17 protein-coding genes and 1 pseudogene are annotated in these 22,311 nt (G+C 51.5%); 7 read left to right on the forward strand and 11 right to left on the reverse strand.

What is annotated here, in order from left to right; genetic code table 11:
* The first annotated feature begins 112 nt into the window (after window positions 1-112).
* From I6L53_RS13560 to I6L53_RS13585, 6 genes are all read left to right on the forward strand, one after another.
* Window positions 113-901, forward strand: a complete 789-nt coding sequence (locus I6L53_RS13560; RefSeq protein WP_042319894.1) for an IclR family transcriptional regulator — start codon at window positions 113-115, stop codon at window positions 899-901.
* 4 nt (window positions 902-905) lie between these two features.
* Window positions 906-1,811 carry a dihydrodipicolinate synthase family protein gene (locus I6L53_RS13565; protein ID WP_125367843.1) on the forward strand — a complete coding sequence of 302 codons (906 nt, stop codon included), beginning with the start codon at window positions 906-908 and terminating at the stop codon, window positions 1,809-1,811.
* Between the two features lie 10 nt (window positions 1,812-1,821).
* A complete protein-coding gene (yjhG, locus tag I6L53_RS13570; RefSeq protein ID WP_042319898.1) occupies window positions 1,822-3,801 on the forward strand; it encodes a xylonate dehydratase YjhG in 1,980 nt (659 codons plus the stop codon).
* A 95-nt stretch (window positions 3,802-3,896) separates the two neighbouring features.
* Window positions 3,897-5,246, forward strand: a complete 1,350-nt coding sequence (locus tag I6L53_RS13575) for a GntP family permease (protein WP_042319901.1) — start codon at window positions 3,897-3,899, stop codon at window positions 5,244-5,246.
* Window positions 5,247-5,528: 282 nt separating this feature from the next.
* Window positions 5,529-6,218, forward strand: a complete 690-nt coding sequence (locus I6L53_RS13580) for a helix-turn-helix transcriptional regulator (RefSeq protein WP_042319904.1) — start codon at window positions 5,529-5,531, stop codon at window positions 6,216-6,218.
* 70 nt (window positions 6,219-6,288) lie between these two features.
* Window positions 6,289-7,035, forward strand: coding sequence for an SDR family NAD(P)-dependent oxidoreductase (locus I6L53_RS13585; protein WP_042319906.1), 747 nt, complete (start codon window positions 6,289-6,291; stop codon window positions 7,033-7,035).
* 141 nt (window positions 7,036-7,176) lie between these two features.
* On the opposite strand, the gene I6L53_RS13590 is transcribed toward I6L53_RS13585, so the two are convergent.
* From I6L53_RS13590 to I6L53_RS13640, 11 genes are all read right to left on the reverse strand, one after another.
* Window positions 7,177-8,547 (reverse strand): VasL domain-containing protein, encoded by a 1,371-nt coding sequence (locus I6L53_RS13590; protein ID WP_042319908.1) that lies wholly within the window; start codon window positions 8,545-8,547, stop codon window positions 7,177-7,179.
* A gap of 216 nt (window positions 8,548-8,763) precedes the next feature.
* Window positions 8,764-9,219, reverse strand: coding sequence for a type VI secretion system baseplate subunit TssE (tssE, locus tag I6L53_RS13595; RefSeq protein WP_042319911.1), 456 nt, complete (start codon window positions 9,217-9,219; stop codon window positions 8,764-8,766).
* Window positions 9,219-9,755, reverse strand: coding sequence for a type VI secretion system lipoprotein TssJ (gene tssJ, locus I6L53_RS13600; RefSeq protein WP_042319914.1), 537 nt, complete (start codon window positions 9,753-9,755; stop codon window positions 9,219-9,221). Before tssJ ends, tssE begins: the two co-directional genes overlap by 1 nt.
* Window positions 9,733-10,818, reverse strand: a complete 1,086-nt coding sequence (gene tssG / locus I6L53_RS13605; protein WP_042319918.1) for a type VI secretion system baseplate subunit TssG — start codon at window positions 10,816-10,818, stop codon at window positions 9,733-9,735. The genes tssJ and tssG overlap by 23 nt, the downstream gene beginning before the upstream one ends.
* Entirely contained in the window at window positions 10,782-12,536 is a 1,755-nt protein-coding gene (tssF, locus tag I6L53_RS13610; RefSeq protein ID WP_042319920.1) for a type VI secretion system baseplate subunit TssF, read from the reverse strand. Before tssF ends, tssG begins: the two co-directional genes overlap by 37 nt.
* A 26-nt stretch (window positions 12,537-12,562) precedes the next feature.
* Window positions 12,563-14,158, reverse strand: a complete 1,596-nt coding sequence (gene tssA / locus I6L53_RS13615) for a type VI secretion system protein TssA (RefSeq protein ID WP_094465230.1) — start codon at window positions 14,156-14,158, stop codon at window positions 12,563-12,565.
* The gene (locus I6L53_RS13620; RefSeq protein WP_232231079.1) at window positions 14,155-17,616 is read right to left on the reverse strand and encodes an ImcF-related family protein; all 3,462 of its coding nucleotides are present in this window, start codon (window positions 17,614-17,616) and stop codon (window positions 14,155-14,157) included. The genes tssA and I6L53_RS13620 overlap by 4 nt, the downstream gene beginning before the upstream one ends.
* Window positions 17,617-17,694: 78 nt before the next feature.
* Window positions 17,695-18,930 carry a hypothetical protein gene (locus tag I6L53_RS13625; protein ID WP_094465228.1) on the reverse strand — a complete coding sequence of 412 codons (1,236 nt, stop codon included), beginning with the start codon at window positions 18,928-18,930 and terminating at the stop codon, window positions 17,695-17,697.
* Complete coding sequence (locus tag I6L53_RS13630) at window positions 18,930-19,196, reverse strand: PAAR domain-containing protein (protein ID WP_072015700.1); 267 nt, start codon at window positions 19,194-19,196, stop codon at window positions 18,930-18,932. Before I6L53_RS13630 ends, I6L53_RS13625 begins: the two co-directional genes overlap by 1 nt.
* 39 nt (window positions 19,197-19,235) lie before the next feature.
* Complete coding sequence (locus I6L53_RS13635) at window positions 19,236-19,892, reverse strand: hypothetical protein (RefSeq protein ID WP_042319927.1); 657 nt, start codon at window positions 19,890-19,892, stop codon at window positions 19,236-19,238.
* A gap of 2 nt (window positions 19,893-19,894) precedes the next feature.
* Complete coding sequence (locus tag I6L53_RS13640; protein WP_042319928.1) at window positions 19,895-21,988, reverse strand: T6SS effector BTH_I2691 family protein; 2,094 nt, start codon at window positions 21,986-21,988, stop codon at window positions 19,895-19,897.
* Between the two features lie 47 nt (window positions 21,989-22,035).
* Here I6L53_RS13640 and I6L53_RS13645 point away from each other — a divergent pair.
* Window positions 22,036-22,257 (forward strand): annotated as a pseudogene (locus tag I6L53_RS13645) (IS1 family transposase); the annotation flags it as partial.
* Between the last annotated feature and the right edge of the window lie 54 nt (window positions 22,258-22,311).

Below are 22,311 nucleotides of genomic sequence, written 5' to 3' on the forward strand. Positions count from 1 at the left end.
TGAGCACAAGATCACACTTAAACACGCCATTACGGTTCAGCATGTTGAACAAGGCATATTTTCAACGCCACAATGCCGATACCATTTATTCTACCAGCAAGAGGGTTCCACAATGGTTCGCAAAGGGTGTAATTCATTAGTCCGTGCCGAAAAAATATTAACCCACATCGCATGGGTCGGCGTGGCGAGTTATATGGAATTATTAAAAAAATTTCAGTATCCCAAAAGCAGCTTGCTCAATTTATTGAATGTGATGGTGGAGTGCGGCTTTTTAATTAAAAACAAAAACGGCCATTATTCGCTGGGAATAAAAAACTACGAACTGGGTTGCCAGGCGCTGCACCGCCAAAATATCTTTGAAGTAACAAAACGGCCCATGCAGGAACTGTCGCTAAAAAGCGGCCTGGTCTGCCATCTGGGGGCAATGGAGAGCTATTCAGCCCTCTATCTCGACAAGGTTGAGAGCCCGAATTCGGTACCAACAAGCAAAAGCTGGATTGGTAAAAAACTTGAATTGCATATCACCGCGCTGGGTAAGGCGTTATTGGCCTGGAAAACGCGGGAAGAGCTGGATTACTTTTTAGATGCGCTCACGTTGACGCCGCACACGCGCAATACGTTTACCGATAAAAAATTATTTCTGGAAGAGTTGCAAAAAACGCGGCTTCGCGGATGGGCCATAGACAACGAAGAATCAACCTATGGTGCGGTATGTTTAAGTATGCCGGTATTCAATATGTATAACCGGGTTAACTATGCGATCTCGCTTTCGGGCGATCCGGTGGTTTATTCAGGAAATAAGATCGAGGGTTATCTGGAACTGCTCCGCAAATGCGCCGGACAAATATCATATGGGCTGGGATACAGAAACGAAAATGAGTATTTACGAAAAGGAAACTGAGGTAATGAAAAAATTCAGCGGTATTATTCCACCGGTATCCAGCACGTTTCATCGTGACGGAACCATTGATAAAACGGCCATGCGTCAGGTTGCCGACTTCCTGATTAATAAGGGCGTCGACGGGCTGTTTTACCTTGGCACCGGGGGGGAATTTAGCCAGATGAATACCGCCCAGCGAATGGCGTTCACCGAAGAAGCTGTCGCCGTTGTCGGCGGACGGGTTCCGGTATTAATTGGCGTCGGTTCACCTTCCACTGACGAAGCGGTCAAACTGGCGCAACATGCACAAGCCTGCGGCGCTGACGGCGTCGTCGCTATCAACCCCTACTACTGGAAAGTTGCGCCGCGAAATCTTGACGACTACTACCAGCAGATCGCCCGCAGCGTCACACTCCCGGTGATCCTGTACAACTTTCCGGATCTGACCGGTCAGGACTTAACCCCGGAGACCGTGAAACGTCTGGCACTGCAAAACGAGAACATCGTCGGCATCAAAGACACCATCGACAGCGTTGGCCATCTGCGCACGATGATCAACACCGTTAAGTCAGTTCGTCCGTCATTTTCGGTCTTCTGCGGCTACGACGACCACTTACTCAACACTCTGCTGTTGGGTGGCGATGGCGCGATATCTGCCAGCGCGAACTTTGCGCCGGAACTCTCTGTCGGTATCTACCGCGCCTGGCGCGAGGGCGATCTGGCCACCGCCGCCGCCCTGAATCAAAAGCTGCTGCAACTGCCAGCCATTTACGCCCTTGAAACGCCGTTTGTCTCACTGATCAAATACAGCATGCAGTGCGTGGGATTGCCAGTGGAGACCTATTGCTTGCCGCCGATTCTTGACGTGTCAGAAGAAGCCAAAGAAAAAGTCCATGCACTGCTGGTCGCGCAGGGCATTTTATCGGACTGAGGAGAAGATCATGTCTGTTCGCTCTATTTTTGCTGACGAGAGTCACGATATCTACACCGTCAGAACACATGCCGACGGCCCTGACGGTGAACTGCCGCTCACGGCGGAGATGCTCATCAATCGCCCGAGTGGGGATCTGTTCGGGATGACCATGAATGCCGGAATGGGCTGGTCTCCAGACGAACTGGATCGGGACGGCATTTTACTGCTCAGTACGCTCGGAGGGTTACGCGGGGCTGACGGTAAGCCCATCGCGCTGGCACTGCACCAGGGTCACTACGAGCTGGATATCCAGATGAAAGCCGCCGCGGAGGTGATCAAAGCGAACCGTGCCCTTCCCTATGCCGTGTATGTTTCCGATCCGTGCGATGGTCGGACTCAGGGGACGACGGGCATGTTTGACTCGCTGCCGTACCGTAATGACGCCGCGATGGTGATGCGCCGCCTTATCCGTTCTCTACCCGATGCGAAAGCCGTCATTGGCGTGGCGAGCTGCGACAAGGGACTTCCGGCCACCATGATGGCGCTCGCTGCACAACATGACAAAGCAACAGTGCTGGTGCCCGGTGGCGCGACGCTGCCGGCAAAAGATGGGGAAGATAACGGCAAGGTGCAGACCATCGGCGCCCGCTTCGCCAACGGCGAGTTATCGCTACAGGATGCCCGACGGGCTGGCTGTAAGGCCTGCGCCTCCTCCGGCGGCGGCTGCCAGTTTCTGGGTACCGCCGGGACATCGCAGGTCGTGGCAGAAGGATTAGGACTGGCCATTCCGCACTCTGCGCTGGCCCCTTCCGGTGAGCCGGTATGGCAGGAGATCGCCAGAGCCTCCGCGAGAGCGGCGCTGAACTTATGTAAACAAGGCATTACCACGCGGGAAATACTCACCGATAAAGCCATTGAAAATGCGATGACGGTCCATGCCGCGTTCGGCGGCTCGACAAACCTGCTGCTACACATTCCGGCAATTGCCCATCAGGCCGGTTGCCATATCCCGACCGTTGACGACTGGATCCGCATTAACAAACGGGTGCCCCGCCTGGTGAGCGTACTTCCCAATGGTCCGGTTTATCACCCGACGGTAAATGCCTTCATGGCGGGAGGGGTGCCGGAAGTGATGCTGCATCTTCGCAGTCTTGGATTGTTGCATGAAGATGTGATGACCGTCACCGGCAGCACGCTGAAGGAAAACCTTGACTGGTGGGAGCACTCCGAACGGCGGCAGCGGTTCAAACAGCTACTGCGCGAACAGGAGCAGATCGACGCCGATGAGGTGATCATGTCGCCACAGCGGGCGCAGGAACGCGGCCTGACCTCAACGATCACTTTCCCGGTGGGCAATATTGCCCCGGAAGGATCGGTGATCAAGTCCACCGCCATCGACCCCTCGGTGATTGACGATCGGGGCATCTATTACCATAAAGGGGTGGCGAAAGTTTATCTGTCCGAGAAAAGTGCGATTTACGATATCAAGCACGACAAGATTAAAGCGGGCGATATTCTGGTCATCATCGGCGTTGGTCCTTCCGGCACCGGGATGGAGGAAACCTACCAGGTCACCAGCGCCCTGAAACATCTGTCTTATGGAAAGCATGTTTCACTGATCACGGATGCGCGTTTCTCGGGCGTTTCCACTGGCGCATGCATTGGCCACGTAGGTCCGGAAGCACTGGCCGGGGGACCAATCAGTAAATTACGCACCGGGGATATTATTGAAATTAAAATTGACTGTCGCGAGCTGCAGGGCGAAGTCAATTTCCTCGGAACCCGTAACGATGAAATATTACCCTCACGGGAGGAGGCTACCGCAATATTAAACGCCAGACCCAGCCATCAGGATTTGCTTCCCGATCCTGAATTGCCAGATGATACCCGGCTTTGGGCAATGCTCCAGGCTGTGAGCGGCGGGACATGGACAGGCTGTGTCTACGATGTGAATAAAATAGGCGCTGCTCTGAGCGATTATATTAATAACAACTTAAAGCAAAAATAAAAAACATCCAGACCGCTGAATAATCCGGCTACACATTATTCATCCTGTGTGCAGCCGGACGATGAGGGGTCGCTACCCTATAATGAGAGGACGTTATGCCACTAATTATCGTTGTGGCAGGGATTGCTTTACTCCTGCTTTTAACCATTAAAATTAAACTCAATACGTTTGTTTCGTTAATTATTGTCTCGATTGCTGTTGCCATCGCCAGTGGAATGGATCTGAATAAAGTTGTCACATCGGTCGAATCCGGCCTTGGCGGTACGCTGGGTCATATTGGTCTGATATTCGGCTTCGGCGTAATGCTCGGACGCTTACTGGCCGATGCGGGAGGTGCCCAGCGAATCGCTCTGACCATGCTGAATTATTTCGGCAAAAATAAACTTGACTGGGCGGTGGTCTGTTCAGCTTTTATTGTCGGTATTGCACTTTTCTTTGAAGTTGGCTTAATTCTGCTGGTCCCTATTTTATTCGCCATTGCCCGTGAAGCCAAAATATCGCCGATGTTTATGTGTGTACCTATGCTTTCCGGTTTGCTGGTGGCACACGGATTTTTACCACCGCACCCCGGCCCGACCGTTATCGCCCGTGAATATGGCGCAGATGTAGGACTGGTACTCATCTATGGCATCATTGTTGGTATTCCTACGTTTATTCTTTGCGGGCCCGTATTGAATAAATTCTGCCAGCGTATTATTCCGGACGCGTTTAAAAAAGAAGGGAATATTGCCTCCCTTGGCGCGACACGTCGGTTTAGCGAAAGCGAAATGCCTGGCTTTGGGATCAGTTTTCTCACGGCAATGCTGCCGGTTATCCTGATGGCGGTAGTCACCATCATCCAGATGACCCATGCCAAAAGCGCTGCGGATTCAGGCTTGTTCTACAACGTGCTGCTGTTCTTAGGCAACTCGACGATTGCGATGCTGATTTCGCTGCTGTTCGCGATTTATACCATGGGTCTGGGCCGTGGAAAGACGATCCCTGACCTGATGGACTCCTGCGGAAAAGCCATTGCGGGTATTGCCGGACTGCTGTTGATTATCGGCGGTGGCGGCGCATTCAAGCAGGTGCTCATTGATTCTGGCGTGGGTCAGTACATTTCCACCCTGGTATCAGGTATGGACATTAATCCCATCCTGATGGCCTGGGGCGTTGCCGCCTTCCTGCGTATTTGTCTGGGTTCCGCCACCGTTGCGGCAATCTCTACCGCCGGGCTGGTCATCCCACTGCTGGCGGTGCATCCCAATACCAACCTGGCGCTGATCACGCTGGCTACCGGAGCGGGCTCCTGTATCTGCTCCCACGTCAACGACGCCAGTTTCTGGATGATTAAAGATTTCTTCGGCCTGACCACCAAAGAGACGCTGTTATCCTGGACGCTGATGTCAACGCTGTTATCTATCTGCGGGCTGATATTTATTCTGCTCGCCAGTATGATTATATAATCTTGCCTTCGCCAGTGGATCGTGTTGTCGATTCACTGGCCCCTGCTCCACGCATTTTGTGGGGATCAGCAAAACACCATTCCCTCATAAGGATGTTTCATACAGGTGGTAAGGCGGCTGCTTAAATCACCGCTGGTTTATTAAACAGAATTTAAGTAAAAAGCGTGCTGTCATAATCAATGGGAGCTGTTCAACTTAAGCATTTACGCTTGCTTTGTACTAAGATGCTTATCTCACCGATGCTTTAAGCTATCGTCTCAGGCTCAAGATGGATTTATCGCCATGACCAGAACAGAAAGGCTTCTCGAATTACTCCAGATATTAAGGGCACAAAGATATCCGGTCACTGCATCCACTCTCTCAGAAAGATTAGGAGTAAGTGTTCGCTCCCTTTACAGAGATATCAAAACGCTACAGCATCAAGGAGTATGCATTGAAGGTAGTGCCGGGATTGGTTATATCGTTAAGTCTGACTTTCATTTGCCCCCCTTAAACCTTTCTCATGAAGAAATCAATGCTATTATACTTGGGTTAAATTGGGTATCACATAATACGGATTATGATTTCAAAAATACAGCAAGGAATGCGCTTGCCAAAATACACGCCGTCATTCCCGCTGACTTAAAAAATCTTGTTGAAAGTCAATCCTATCTGATCGGTCCTTCAGAAAACAATGAGATATTTTTTGAAGACATTCGCAATGCTATTAAAAAGCGAAAAAGAATCAAAATAAAGTATTGTGACAAGAAAGATGCTTACTCTTCTCGAGTCATATGGCCCATTGGTTTGGTATATATGGAGTCATGCTGGCTTTTGGTTGCATGGTGTGAGATGAGAAATGATTTTCGTCATTTTAGAACTGACAAAATTGAAGAGATTGTGCAACTGGATTCCCTGTATAGCGAAAGCAGGACGGTTTTATTGAAAAAATGGAGAGTAAAAGAAGGGCTCTGCGAGGAGAAAGAGTACTGACAAAAACTGTCACAGCGCATTTGTATACTAACCCGGATGAAAAATTCAATTCTACTTCATAGGGGGAGTTATGCATTTCCAGAATAAAGTTGCGGTCATAACCGGAAGTACGACAGGTATAGGTGAGGTTGTCGCAGAGCAATTACACAAACATGGCGCTAAGGTTGTTATTGTATCCCGTTCGTCAGAACAGGCTAAACAAAAAGCGAAACGATTATCTTCGCAGGGACAACAAGCGATGGGGATCGGATGTGACGTGTCACAGCCCGATCAAGTGCGGCAAATGATAGATGAGGTTATCAGTCATTTCGGCAGACTTGATTATGCTGTAAATAATGCAGGCATAACAGGGGAACATGGTAGAAACATAACAGAACAGACAGTTGAAAACTGGGATAAGGTTATTGCCACCTCATTGAGCGGCGTTTTTTACTGCCTGAAATATGAAATACCTCGGATGATGAAGTCTGGTGGATCTATAGTTAATTTATCTGCAGTAAATGGTCTGGTTGGCATTCCTGGATTAGCACCTTACACCGTGGCTAAACATGGTATAATCGGTTTAACCCAAACCGCAGCGCTAGAGTTTGCATGTCAAGGCATTCGAATCAATGCAGTCGCTCCGGGCTATGTCCAGACTCCGCGAATGAATGAATTTCCTGAAAATATCGTACGCAGTTTCGCAAACAGCCACCCTATGAAAAGGATGGCAAAAATGCAAGAAATAGCAGACTTCATATTGTTTTTGCTGTCAGACAACGCAGCCTTCTGTACCGGAGGCGTTTATCCAATCGATGGTGGTTATTTAGCCGAGTAAAATTCCGCTAACGTTCCAGGACTAGTGATAACAATATATCCAGTTCAGGTTGACGGATAATGTATTTAACACATAAATCCATATTGTCGGTGAACCACATCCCTCTGAACATGAGGTTAAAAAAACGTCAAGCTGCACATCTTAGTTCAATTCTGTGGCCATATGCTGATTCTGGTAACCGGAGAAAATAATTATTTCTCCCTTCAGATGCTCTTCAATTATTTTGTATAACGCTATTTTTTCATCATCTGATATCGATGAGGATGCGACCTGGCGGAGTTGCTCCTCCAGCGGAACGGTCTGGCGGAAGCTGTTCGTCATGTCATAAACGATTGATTTCAGCTCACTGACGGTAATGTATTTCCCCCTTTGACCATCCAGCGTGTTCAGCCTGTCTGACAACGCCTGAAGCTGCATCATGCCGTTATGCCAGCCCGTCAATGAACTGGCCGGAAGCGTACTCCCGGCAAGACGCTGCTGCCACTTTTTCTGCATCTGTATTACTTCGGAATTTCCTGGCCACAGTTCCTGAGCCTGATTCAGCAGTGCGGAACCCTGCTGATATGCCCAGTCTGGCGGTATTGTCGCCAGCTCATCAAGCTGTGAGGAGGCCTGTTTCAGCCAGTTATCTGTCGCTAACGCCTGCCCATTATCCCGGCGCAGGGTCTGGATTTGTTCGCGGCTCAGCGCCTTCGGTAAAGCCGCGACGGAGGCATTCAGCGCCAGAGCCGCCCCGTCAACGCGATGAGCATAATGCCACCCCCACAACGCAACCGCCCCCACCACCAGCGCGGAACAGACTCCCGCCATAAACGCAGGCCAGCGCGTTGGCGACGGCAGCGTTTCATGCATCACGTCGACACTCACTTCTGGTTCCGGGCGAATCACATACACCAGGCGACTCAGTGGCGGCGCGATCTCTTCTGCAGGCCGGGAGGTCAGCGCCTGCGGCGGCAGCGTAATAGCAGCCGCAATACCGTCCTGCGGGGAACGGTTTTCCAGTCGGGTCAGCGCACTGCGCACCTGCTGCATCAGCGACGCGATCTGGCAGGCGTGTTTCAGCCCCTGACGGGACAGAATATCGTCGAGCATGGCAAGCTGCTGCTCTGCCTGCTGCAAAGGGGCTAAATCCGTGTGACTGAGTGAAAACGTGCGAAACAGTTTCTGCAGACGCTGCACCAGCCCATTGAGGATTTCTGCGCGAGCATGAACAGGCTGCGGCCAGAGCTGTGTCCACTGGTGCGACAGCAGCGCATTGAGGATTGCCAGCCCTTCGTTCATACCGTTCACTCGCGCCAGATGGCAGCGGGCGAGCGTGTACCAGGCCCCTGTCTGCAGCTCAACGCCGTTGAGTTCGAATAATGAAAGCGAGAGCGTTTCCACCTGCGCCCAGTTCACATCCGGGCGCGCCGGATGCGTGAGCTTCGCCATCTCTTCGCGCAACGCAATAAAGTCGGAAAGCTGACGCGGGTCGCTGCCGGTTTTCACCGGACGGGGTTGTACATCGTGCATAGTGGTTTCATCCCTGAGGAGAAAAAATGGCGGAGCGCAAATATCGCTCCGCGCCGGGCGTGAGGGGCAATTAATCGGGCAACAGCGGCCCGGTCATGTCAAAAAAGATGTCTTCCCTGAACGTAAAGCGCGCACAGACACACCGGGGTAAACTTTCCCCTGCAGTTTTTCAAAAATCTGGCTTTCGCTGACGTGCTTTCCCTGTCATTTTCACGGTTACATCCGGCTGTTGCTATCGAGATAATTCTGCTGTTTAAGGTGGCGGATAAGCACCCTTCCTTCCGGCATAAAATCGGTGCCGTAGCGCACGAGACCAATGCCTTTCAGCACGGCGTCGATGGCATAGCGCAGCTCGCCGGGGATTTCCTGGTCGAGCAGAATGACGGTGATGCTTTGCAGCCGTGGCTCGTATTTCAGCAGCACTTCGGAGAAAGTTTTGAGTAACTGATGTGCCGTACCCGGCATTCCCTGCAGGATTTTAGTCATGTCCGGCAGACCGTAGTCCGGCAAATGCGCCAGCGTGCCCGCCCGACAGTTGAGAATGCGTTGCATATTATCAAGCACCGACAAAATCACCTGGTTTTGCTCACTGACCTGATGCAGGTCGAGACCGCCGGTGAAGTTGCCGGTCAGCATTTCATACAGCGACGGCGTGTTGTGTTCCTGTGGCATCACTTGTCCTTCACGGGTTGCAGCGTCAGGTGATTATTGCCCGCCTCAAGAATGCGCGGTTTGTCAGGATCCAGCTCTTCGCGCTCCATCACCAGTTTCCAGGTGTTGTTCGCCATATCCGGATAACGGAACAGCCCGGCCACGGCCACGAACTTCGCATCGGCTTCCATCGGCATATCCAGGCTCGCATCGCCGCCCGGCTTTATCACTACATCGCGCGCGGCCAGCAAATCGGCTTTTAAAAGGGTGTCGCCATCCTTGAGTAACTGCTGGTACACCGTCTTGTCAAAGGTCTTGCGATCTTTAAGCTGATAGATCCGCACGACGACCGGTTCGGATAATGAATTATTCTCACGGGCATCGGTATTCAGCGCTTCTCGTGCGGTAAAATCCAGATGCAGCGTTTTAATTTTCTTGTAAAACACAGAGGTTAAAGCGGATTTAGTTCCATCCGTAATGCTCTGCGTCAGGCCACACCCGGCCAGATTGAGTGCCAGCAGACAGAGCACGATTTTAGTCAAACTTGTACGTAACACGTCGGTTTCCTTGTTGTTGTGTTGCAGGCCGCAGGCCTCTGTAATAGCCCAGTTCCGTGGTAAAGGTTTTCGGGATATCATCGGGAAGCGTCTCGCCCTCCGCACCCAGCACGCCGTTCATCCCAAGCCAGAAAGCCCCCTCGCCCAACGGAGGAACCTTCAGCAAATGTGTACCGACCGTCAGCGTGATGCGCGCTTTAAACCGCCAGCCGAGATACACCCGCAGCATCACCAGAAAATCCTGATACAGCAGGCCATCCGGTTTCCAGCCCTGCGCTTCCTGTTCGTTATCTGTCGTGAGTGCAATGAGTAACTGGCTGTTCGCATCCATCGCTTCGTCACCCAGGGGCGTATTGCCATCGAGCAGAAAATCCTCATCGCCATAAAAACCCAGCGGCTGGCTGAGGTCTACCGGACGTAAACAGTAAGGACTGGTTTTTACCGTGGTATCGGGTGCCAGCAGGCTGACCAGCGCCTGCATCCCTTCCTGGGTTTTACCGGGCTGGCGCAGCACGCCGAGTAACGCCAGAAAGCGCGACACGGGCGTGGCGATGTGGTTAGCCGTTCCGGGAATACCCAGCCCCACCAGTCCCAGCAGTGATTGAGAAATGCTGTCCGTTCCGCCCGCCTCAAAGGTGGCCGGGTAGGAGTATTTACGCCAGATGCGGTAAAACTGCGTCAGAATGCGGTGGCTAAAGATATCGAGAAAACCCTGCAGCGCCTCATGCCCTTCCCTGCGCTGGGTAATGTCATCCAGATACGCCGTCGGCAACGGCGAGTCAACGCCATACATTCCCATAAAAGTGGTGCGAATAACCGGCGGTTTACTGTCGTCCTCTTCATCGTATTCGACCGCTTTCAGTTCGCTTGCCGGAAAACCCATTCCCGGATGAGGCGCAAACCGCACCGGATCGTCTGAGGGATGCGTTGTCGAACCTATCAGTGGTTTTCCGGGCTGGCACTTTTCCAGCAACTGGCAAAAACGATAGAAGTTAATGCGGTGAAGGTCGGCTTCCAGCCGCGGGGTCAGCCGGGAATGCGGCGGTTGTGCTTCTCTTCCCATTCCAGACGTTCTCCGGTCGGTTGCAGGATGATAATCAGGCGGTTAAACAGATAGATGTCGGTGTAGAGCGCAAAGAAACGGCTCAGCATCTCACCGAACAGGCAGATGTCGCCGCGCCCGGCAAAACCATGGCTGTCGAGCGTCACTTCAATCTGCACGCCACGTACCAGATAGCCCTGCTCGAAGCGTTCCGTTTCGCTGTGTTTCACATCAATAATGGCCTCCAGGCGACGACGGTTCATTTCGCTGTCGGTCCACTCATACAGCGCAAGGGTGCCACGCAATACGTCTGCATTATCCATCATCGACAGAAATCCACTGCCGAGATGGCTCAGTACGCGCCAGTGAAAACGGTCCCGATCCGGTGGATAGCAGGGCAGCGTCGGGGCGCAGAAGTTACGCACGCCAACACTGACCGAAGTGGTTTTTATCACCGTATCGAGCACGGTACTTTGCAGCGCCCGGCGTGGCAGTTGGCCGTTGGTGCCGGTCAGCGTCAGCGACAGGCTTTCATCTTCCGGCACGGTGTGGTTGTCAAAGGCTTCGCCACCAAGAATAAGCCAGGTGTTGTGCAGGCCGGACGGTCCGCGACGCACGCGGGTGTGGTAGTAATACTCCGGTGCCTGATGACGCATCATCCCGCCTTTATGGCGGAAGCTCGAAAACGGCACATAAGTATGCTGGCTGGAAGACATCACCGAGTCCACCGCATAAATTTCAGTATGGCCATCCTGCACGCGCATCGGACGCAGCATGTATTCGGTTTGCAGGGAGTTAAGCGTCACCGGGTCAGACTCCAGCGGGAACAGGTTAATCACCGGCACACAGTTCAGGCGCAGATGTTTCTCCGTAAAGCTGAAGTCATGCTCCCAGCGTTCCGCCAGCACCACGTCGATTTCAAACCACGGCAGTTGTGCCGGAAATGCCACGCGATCCAGCCCGCACAGGCCGGTGAACATGAATTTCTCGCGGAAGGTAAAGTACTCCAGCAGCAGTTGATATCCACTGAAACTGCTGCTGCCTTTGGGCCACAGGGTATCGTCATCACCAAAACCCAGCGCGGTGAAATGCCCCTCGAACGGCCTTCCATCCACATCGCCCGGCAGACGCAGCCTCATTCGGGCAACATTCATGGTGAACGCTTCATGCATAGCGCAGGCCAGCGGTGCATCGGCGTTTAAGTACAGCGGAAGACGACTGAGATCGATCTCACTCCAGTCTGCGAGCTGGCTGCAGTTGAAGCGCAGGTTCACCACTGAACGTCCGTCGGGATCGGTCGTCAACGCCGCCTTGTCGAGCGCAAGCGGCTGAAGATTGATTTCCTGGGTCGTGGTGTAGCGACAGCGCGTGCCTTTTTCACCAATCGGCCTTGAGAGTACCTCAAAGCCTTTGGCAATGCGCATCTGCTCTTTCATTCCACGCCAGTCCGGCGTGAATTCGACCACCGACATTGACGGAATGGTGCGCAAATAATGCGGCCACAGCAGGCTGACCAGCCCTTCGGTCAGCTCTGGTAAATCATCATCCAGCTTCTCGCGAAGCCTGCCCATCAGGAAGGCAAAGCCCTCGAACAGGCGCTCCACGTACGGGTCGCGTGCACCCGCTTTATCAAGATTGAGCATCGCCGCCCGGTCCGGATGGGCACGGGCAAACTCTTCACCGGCTTCAAGCAGGTAGCGCATTTCAGCGTCGTAATAACGCAGGGTTATGTCGTCCATAATTTTTATAATCTTTAATTTGAGTATCAGCTACACAGCACTGTGGCCCGTGCAGGATCAAGTGCAATCAGCCCGGACAGTAACGAATCCATTTCAGGCTGCAGGCGGGTTTTATCAGCCTCACTACGTCCTGCCTTGCTGCGCAGCAGTTTGAGTCTGCGGGCTTTGACTTCAAACATCAGTTCGGGCGTCCATTGTTCAAGCGTGAGTTTACGGGCGCTGCCGTCAAGTTCACCCAGCAGATGCAATGCCATTTCGTTTTTGCCGTACTGCTCGCTCACCCGCGCCATCAGCAAGCGCATCAACCATCTGTCACGGGTAGAGGTATAACCCGGGCGAGCCTGTAACCAGTTGAGCGCCGCTTCAATACCTTCACTGTCAGCTTTCGCCAGCACTTCCGGCTCCAGCATCAACACATCATCGCCCGAAGAGAGAGCGGCGGTAACGGGCTCATCTTTCCAGCCAGCAACATCGTCCAGCACCTTTTCATTAATCCAGTTCAGGGTGACTTCATCCGCAAAAGGAGTACCGTCGCTGAATGCCAGCGCGTCCAGCCCCGGCAAACGGGTCAGCAGCCCTTTCAGGCCATTGCACAGGATGTCTGCCCGAACGCTGTCATTATCCATTTTTACCAGCGCCTGCCAGGTATACCACTGCACGTCCAGCCACAGGTGATTCACCCCCTGCGCCAGCAGCATGTCTGAATGATCCAGTAGTTCTGACCAGCTTTTTTGCAGATACAGACGTTTCAGATGCGCTTTGTTGTCAGGCTTCGGCGGGGCCAGCCGGGTTCGCCCGGCGGCATCCAGCGGGGGAAGCTCCGTCAGCGTGTCCCAGCGGACGCTCTTAAGCAAATGATGCCCGGCAAGCCAGCCACCGGGCCGATCGCGCAGATATTTCGCCAGCACTTTGGCCTGATCGAGTAAATCCCTTCCTGATGTAACAGCGTTCATTACGGGCGCTGAAGAGGCTGTCGCTACAGGCGCATGACTGTCTTCGCGACTGGTTTGCGGCACCAGCGTATTGGTGCCACCGCTTTGTATTAATCGGTTATCCAGCGCCTGGTATAATCCGCCAAGCTCAGGCCGGGCGCTCTCTTCAAAGGTTTGAAGTGTCTGTTCCACCAGCAGCAATGCCGCGGCGATCCGCCGCATCACCGACATATCCACTTCGGGACAAAGGGACAGACTGTCCGTCATTCGGCTGCAGCCAAGCCATTCCAGGGCTGATTTACGGCTACGATCGCGCTGCGGATGCAGACGGGTACCGAACCGCTCCAGCATTGCCGCCAGAAGCTCAACGCCCTCCACCAGCCCGGACTCACCGTCCTGATGCAGACGAGCCCAGACATAGAAAGTGATAACACGCAGATCCTTACAGGTACTGGTCAGCAGCTTTTCCGAAAGCGTGCAAATCAGGCCGGTATCAATGCCGGAGAGCTTGTTAACCTCTTCGCGAATGCGCTGAAAATCATCGTCATAACCCGGGTCTTCTCCAACGGGCTGATGACTGTCGATGGGGACCAGCCAACGCTCCCAGTCCGCTGCATGTGAGCGAGCTTCAGCCAGGAGTTGTTCTTCTCCAACGCCGCTGGCGAGGAGTAAGTTTTGTAATGTCATTATTCTTCTGTCTCCTCCATGTCAGAGGCATCCGTACGGGTGGTAAAAGCCTGGGCCGCAGCCGTCGCATCCACACTAAAAATCTGTCCAGGAAGGCTGAAATCACGCAAATCGAGAAGAGTCAGCGGGCCTTTGCCCAGCTGTGAGCGCAGCACCCACTGCAGCGTGCGGCCATCCGGTGCGGTGAAGCTCATCATCCACTGGCTGCGGTCCAGTTGTTGACGCTTGCCCTGGTCCAGCCAACGAATAAATCCCCAGGTTCCGCTGTAATCACCGAACAGACGCGCTCCCGCGCTGGTCGAGGTCCAGGTCAGCATAGTTCCCGGTTTCCAGGTATCGCCTGGCCAGCGGAAGGACTGCCAGTCGGCCATCTGGTTGAAATAGTGCAACTGCTGCCCGTCGATGGTCAGATGGGTTTCCACCACCTGCGCAGCAGGGCGAGCCTGTAGCTCAAAACTGATCCCCTGGCTGCCGTCAGTAAACAGAATATCTGACAGCTGGCTCAGTTGATTCACTGCTCTGAGGAAGGCCGGATTGAACGTCAGCCCCTGGCTGTGCGCGTTGTCCGGTACCCAGAGGCTACCTTCTTTGTGCAGCACGCCGTTGAGTTCGGTAGTCAGGAATCTGTCGATACGACCGCTGTCTTTACGCACAAACTCCGCCAGCATCGGCAAAGAGGCGTCACTTTTGCTCACCGCAAATGGGAAGCGGCCATCAAAGGCCGTGCGCCAGTTCGCCACCACAGAGCGATTCCACCTGTCGTTCAGGCTGGCGGCCGATGGCTGCAGAACCATTTCCCAGGCCTGCGTCAGCGGCTGCACAAATAATGTACGGCCAAAACCGCTCCACTCTTCACCCAGGCTCGCGGCCATCAGGCTGCCATACTGCCGGGTATCGGTCAGATCGACGCTTTTCCCCTGGAACACGGTTTGGGCCAGCGTCTGCATCATCGCCTGTGGGTCAGAGGCACTGGCCACTTGTTGCAGACGCAGGCGCACGCGGGTAATACGGGTCAGATACGTCTGCAGGCTCAACGTGCTGTCCGCAGACATCACGTTGCTGGCCTTGTTCTTGCCCATCAGCGTCAGTAGTGGCCCGAAGGTGTCATCAAGCGGTCCCTGAGGCCCGGCAGCACTCTGATCGATGGCAGGTTTGTCTTTTCTGTCGATCAGGTCTTTCGCTGATTGGATAAGAGAATCTGATATCCCTTCCATCTGCTGCCCGGTCTGGCCTTGCCAGGCCAGCGTGTTCATCAGCGCAATCACTGGCGATTGACGGACGTCGCTCATCAGCGTCAGTTGGTCAGTGACATCGGCGATGTTGCTGACCGGGTTCCAGTGCAGACTGTTGAGGAAATTAAGCCAGCTTCCGGCAAAGTCGGTGAAGTAGCGCTCTGTCAGACGCGCTTTTAGTGCTTCCGGCGACAAATCTGAGGAGACCGATTTCCGGCTGTCACTCAGCACCCAGTCAATTTCATCCCGGCGAGAGTTTGCCGCTTTTTCGATAGCCTGCTGAATGCCGCCTTCCCAGGCCTGGCGGGTGAACATGCCCGGCACCACCTCATCAGTCGCGAACAAACGACGGGCATCGGTGCCACTGGTCATGTCTTCCAGTGAAACATCAGCAAAGTTGCGACGCACGGATTTGAGCATGTTCTCATACAGCGTGCTTTCCGCGTTGCGACGGCCAATTTGCTGCAACAGGACCTGTCGGCTTTGACTGACCAGTTGCACATCCGGTGTGATTTTCCACTGCGGCTGCTTTGGCAGTTCGGTAATATAAAACGCCCACAAATCCGGCGACAGGCTCTGCCACAGCCCGGTGGATATGCCCATTCGCGTCGGCTGCACGGCTTTCAGGGTCTGCGCGTAAAACGCACCGTCGGCTTTATCCGGACGGGCCATCATCAGCCAGGCTTTCAACTGGTCATAACCGGGTTTCGCCAGTTGCATGCGCTGGTCACTGTTGGGTGCAGAATTTACCAGCGCAGAAAGCTTCTGCATCAGTGCCGCACTGGCCGGATCGCGGATCAGGCGGTTATTCGCCACGCCGTACCAGGGCAGCATCGCGTCGAGCAATTGCGGGTTATGGTCGAGGCCAAAACGCTGAAACCAGGGCGTGCCGTCCTGCATATGATGTCGCAGGCGACCGGCATCATTACGCAGGTCGTGCAGCGCCGTCAGTTGATAATCAGAAACGGAAGGATGTTCAACCAGCGTGTGCGCTTTGTTCGCCACCGAGGCAATCTGCTGCCAGTTGAGCGCAAAAGAGAGCACCATCCCGGCGCCCCAAACGCCGATCACCGCCATCACGGCCCATGCCAGCGTCTGCTCCCACGCCATGCCGACACGGCGGCCCCGTACCCGCATGCAGTCTTCTGTCACCCCCTGCCAGATGGCCGGGAAGGTGATCGCGTGCTGGTGCGCAGAAAGCGTTGTGGTTTCGGTAGTGTCTGCCAGGGGGTTTTCAGGCTTATCTGCCAGACTGAACATCAGGCCGCGCAGAGGAACACGTTGCTGCGAACTGTACAGCCACGGCGTCAGGCGCGAGGCCCAGCGCTGGCTTCCCCCCTGCTCAAACTGCTGTGCCAGGCGTAACAGAAAATCGTAGCGCGGGTTTTCCGCAATCTGCGAAAGCCCCTGTTCACGCAACTGCGCCAGCAATTTATCGAACTGAGGAGCAATATCTTCCGGCATCGCGCGCAGTGGCAACGTCACGCCGACCGTCTGAGGCTTACGCCCCGCCTGCGACCAGGCGCTGTCGCACAACTGCCACAGATAAACCGGCGCGGAGTAGTGCAACGCATCGCCTGTTTTCTCAAGCCCGCGCAGATCGTTGTCGCTTATCTGCGGCGTGAGGTTCTGACCTTCAGCTATCACGCGAACAATCCCGTCAAGCGGGCGCCCACGGCGTAGCTTGCGGAGTGCCGAGTATTTTTCAGTATCAATTTCTGATGACAGACTTCCGCCGTATATCAGTACGGTACGGTCGCCTTCCAGCCACTGGCTGGTTCGCAGTCCTGGGATCAATTGTTCGATAGCGGCTTCATCACCTGTGACGAGCAGCAGGCGGACTTTGCGACGCCAGAAGAAACCGTAGCGACGGTTTAAATGAGCTTTTATCTGGGTTAAAGCGACAACCGCGGGAGAATGTTTGTCGTTTTTTAACTTGGGAACTTTTACGCTACTACCACCAGATGATATTTTTGCTTTGCGGTAAGCCTTTTTTCCGAACAGATAAGTTGAGATAAAAAAGGCAATAATAAATAGCAGCAATCCACCAGTCAGGACCATTGAGAGAAATAGCAATCTCTCTTGCCAGACAGAATCAGTGGAAATACCTAACTGAGCGGGATCGTTTCTGAGAATAAAGCATACAAGGATTCCCAAAAATAAAAAAACAAAAAAAATAAACCACAGCTGAAAGGTTGTGCTTTTAAGTCCTTGTATAATACGTTTCACTTTTTTCTCCCGACACGAAACGACTGAACACTGATTAATCAGTGACAGTGACAATCTGCAAACTGAAGGCAGTAAGAATTATAATTTTTTCTGGGATGCCGATACTTGGGGATGAATAACTAAACAGTAGAATGATGCATTCTTGTCTGAAATGCTCATAACCAGCTGAGGGTTTGGAACAATATCCATGTTTTTAGCAGCCAGAGCCACTGCAAGCCATGGAGAAGTCACACCCGTATGACCGCTTTTCATATCAATATCGACCAAATGTTTATCGCCTTCTGCTCGTGGAAATTTTAGAGTGCTACTGGCCAAAAGAGACTGAACCTTGCTTTCAACTCCCATGCCTGCCAGCCACACAGAAGCAATATCCTCGGCCTGGGTTTTACCCCACTGTAATGCCTGTGAAACCGATGTGGAAATCTCTGCAGCATCTCTGGCAATTTCTGGTCGATGAATATAAGCAACGGCTGAATCATTATCAGAGACATCTTCAGCAACTTGAAACAGTAATGCAACTGCAGCCTCTCCCTCACCATCCGATAATTCAGGTTGTAAATTGACAGACACTAGTAGTAAATCCGCAAAGGAATCAGGGGCATCTAACCAGTGATCGATATCCTTCAGGCCAAACTGTGATGAAATGTGAATTCTGGATGTGGAAAATAGATGCAAAATAAAGCTTTGAATGTATGCAAGTTCTTCCTTACTCAGAATATTTTCATACGCTATCTGCACCACAATGGTCAAAGTTCGATTAACATTACGTTGCTGAAGCGAATTCTGAATAGCTGACTCACTAAAAAGTTTATTCATTCTTTCAATGACGCGCTCGAAAAAGATCAACCCCTCATCATTAAAACGCGCCAGAAAACTTACAGCTTGTGTATTTTTATCTACAACAGCAGGCAGAGCTAATCCCTGTGGCACAAGAAACTGCTGTGAAAGTGTTGTAGATTCCACAACATGTGGCAACTGCACACCAACACCTAGCAGCAGCAGCGATCGCTGCCCACGTCGGATTTCATTAGCAATATCCTGCTTGCGCTCATGATCCCATCCTGAAGCAGGCCATTCGACCGCGAGATATATCAACCAACGAATCCCAAGAAAAACAGCCCAAATCACAAGCGGTGCAGTAATAAAACAGTGCCAGAACAAAGCCTCACGCACAACTTTCTGAGCGGGCCACAGCGACGAGGTAAGAAAACCGCCAAGCACTAAAAAAATAAGCAGTACCATCGACCAGCGTTTTAAAGAAGGTGGCCGGTTGCGAGTTGCGGGTTCCGGAATGCGTGACAAATCAACTGGCATTATTTACTCGTTGTGACGTTAGTAAGAGACGAAATGAGAGTGCATCCGCAAGAGCATTTGTAGCCATGAAAGGCAACGGGGATACCGTTGTCTTTCATCGTAGGGTGCCCTTCAACAATTTTTGACGGGCTGTGCCCTTGAATGGGGCAGCTCACTGGGTCATTTAGTCTCGCCACACCAATACCGGCGAACTTCATTTTGGTAGAGCCTGACAGTACCTGGCCGCCACCGGTGTTTTTATCACCAATTCTGACAATGCCTTTCATTTATCTACTCGCCCTTGTTTGTTGATTTGTTTTGCTTTGTCATATTGACGTTTTTTCCACAAAACAAAAAAATAAAGGAATGACAAACGGTGCAACAAAGATCATCCGACCTGGAGCATAAATAAACTCTGGAATAAGAAGCAGCATGGCTACGCATGACAACACAAACAAAATTCCGGATGAAGACTCCTTGCCAACGGTAATGTTGTAATTAGGTGAGTTAGCAAGCTGAAGTAGGTTCTCTGCTAATGACTTCAAAGATTCTTTGTCGCAATCATATTCAGTAGGGCCCTCACGCCCCAAAAAGTTCAAACATGTAAATTTAAAGCGTCTATCATTTGTAGTTATAGAAAAGGTATATACCTTCGACAGGTCATTAACATAAATTCTCTTAACATCTTTTATGTCTAAAAAGCCATAGCGTGATGAAGATATTTCTTTTTCGCTTACCGAAACTTGATCCCAAACACATTTAGACTTTATTAGTTTTTCATTCAATACAATTAAAGGACCTGTTGCAACAAAAGTAATCCCAATAGTTAAAAATACTGTCATTCCATTAATCGGCTTTCCGTCCGACAAATGCGATATAACGCCAAACCAAGCACCAGCAGCCATTATTAGCAAGGAAGAGAAAACCAATAAAAAAGAAATAACAATGTATTTTTTAGGCAAGTACCTATATTTATAAACCATCTTCAACCTTCTCCTAAAGCCAATTTCAACTCATTCATTTCCCTACTTGGCCATATTGGTCGCCCTCTCGCCTCATACTCTAGATGCTTTCTCTGAGATTCGAGATCTTCATTTTTGTTAATTGGAATTCTTCTCCACAAGCATTGCTCTAACCATTTTTGAATATTATCTTGACTAAAGACTGCCAAAACAATAGCCATTCCAATCAAAATAAGTGTAGCAATAACAGTACCTATTACAGGAAGAGCGTATAAAAGAGAAACCGCAAGCCATAGCCCTGATGCAGCAGAGAAACCGAATGCCCATGCTAATCCTGTATGCCCTTTTTGACTTTCATCATATGAATGGTAAAAATCGACAAATGCAGTAAAAACACCTGCAATAGCACCAAGCCGCGGGCCAACCTTGCCAATCCATGTTAAAAACTTACCAGACCGTAAGACACTTAACCTCGAAGCAGGGTTAGAAAATAACTTAAACTGCTTAATACCCGTTTCAACAATTCCTAAACCAGTGCTCAATGCGGCAGCAACTCCAATCCCAAAGCGAACATAAGCTTCATTCTGATCTGCCGTCAACGTTTTCCCTTTAAAATCCACCGTCCTCCAAATCGCAACGGTCTGCAGAATGCCGGAAACCACACCTAACGTAAACGGCATCCCCTGTCCGGCTTTGTTCATACCGCGCTGGACTGCGCTTTGCCAGTTGCTGAACTGCTCAGCTTCTACGTCACCCACGGTACGTAAAAGCTTGCTTAGGGCGGCACTTCTGGCTTTTGGCGGTAGCGCTTTCAATTCCTCAACCTTGTCCAGGTCGATCATAACCAGGAATTTTTTCATTTCACTCCCTTCCATTGGCAGCCCATCAATGCGTAGACGGCGTAACTCTTTACTGACATAAGTACGCAGGCGATCGGCATTTACTTTACCTGAAAGGCCACTGTCTTTTGCGAGCCGCCCAACAACTTCCCCCACAAACTGTTTATAACTGCCTGTTTTATCGTAGGTAACAATCGCTTTATTGGAGAATGCCCCCATCGATAACAGCACATAAAACATAGTTGGCGATTCAAGCGTCTCCTGCAATCCGGAGGTCAACGGCCCCGCCATCAGTGCGAAAAAGATCCCCATGACACCAGCAGACTGATCTTTCATACGGGTAATCGTTGTATTTACTGCATCCGCAACCGATGACCACGGAAGCGAAAGCATATCTACTGACCCCTGCACACCTTCTTCCAGCTTTGCAGCCAATTTTGATTGATTAAGAGACAGCGCGCGGGCCATCATATTCGTCACATCTGACGGTTTTCCGCTTAGCTGCATCTTAAAATACTGCGCTGCGCCTAACTTATCCTGCATTCCCGCAACACAATAATTAAGTGTCTGAACATAATCGATGCCACTGCTCAATTCTTCCGTATCAAAGTTATGCTGAAAGTACCCCTGGAAAAATTGACTTTTCATACAAGAGAGATACATATCTTCTCTTGGAGTGACAACTGAAGCGTTATAAGCATCGAGAATACTTTTGAACTTCGCCTGAAACTCTGCCACTTTCACTGGATCATAGTACTGCTCATAATCAGCCCATTTTGCAGCGACAACCTTTTTCATCTTCGCGTCGTTAATATGTGTGTACATATTGTCCGGCAACGGACCTGGTGTGTTAAATCCAAAAGGGCCATAAACAGCGGCCCGCTCTTCATTCTCACTTCGATCAAGAAAGTCGCGCTCAAATTGGCGAATCAGTGAAGTTTTCAACCCCGTAATTGCCGAGGAAAGGGCCAACTCTTGCTGATAATCACCTCTTTCGTAGATTTTTTTCTGCAACTCATAATTAAGCAGTAACGATATATCTTGCGCCGCAGCTACAGGATCTTGCAGCAGGATCATCGCCCCTTTACCTGAATAGAGTTTGTCGGCTGCCTGTATCAGATTCAGACCTTCCATCGGTTTCGCGGTCTTCCATGGTGCAGGCGACCATTCCTTCACTTTGCTGGCCGCTGCTTTACTGCTGTATTCCACGACCGTAGTACCCAATGCTGAAATTGCGATGACCTGCTCTGCTTTACCGCTGTTTATCCACGCATCCATGTCATGTTCACTGTCCCCGTTGTCACTCAGACCAAGTTTATGCCTGAGAAGTCCCGAAAGACAATCATCTGACCGGTAAGATATTTACTTAGCGTATTGAACGTAACAATCTGACACTGAGAACCCGGGGTAAACGTCAGGCTCGCCGGACCATATGCTTCTCACACCCCGTTAAGCTGTATGAGAAAATCATCGGTGCCATCATTGAAAAATACATGTTCGACTCATTGGAAGCATTACCGAAAAAACAACCAAACTGGCAAGCATAACAAAAATAAACATACGAGCAAGCGGGTGTCCTTATAGTTTTAATGCTTGGTTTG

The organism is Citrobacter farmeri (genome assembly GCF_019048065.1).
GTDB lineage: Bacteria > Pseudomonadota > Gammaproteobacteria > Enterobacterales > Enterobacteriaceae > Citrobacter_A > Citrobacter_A farmeri.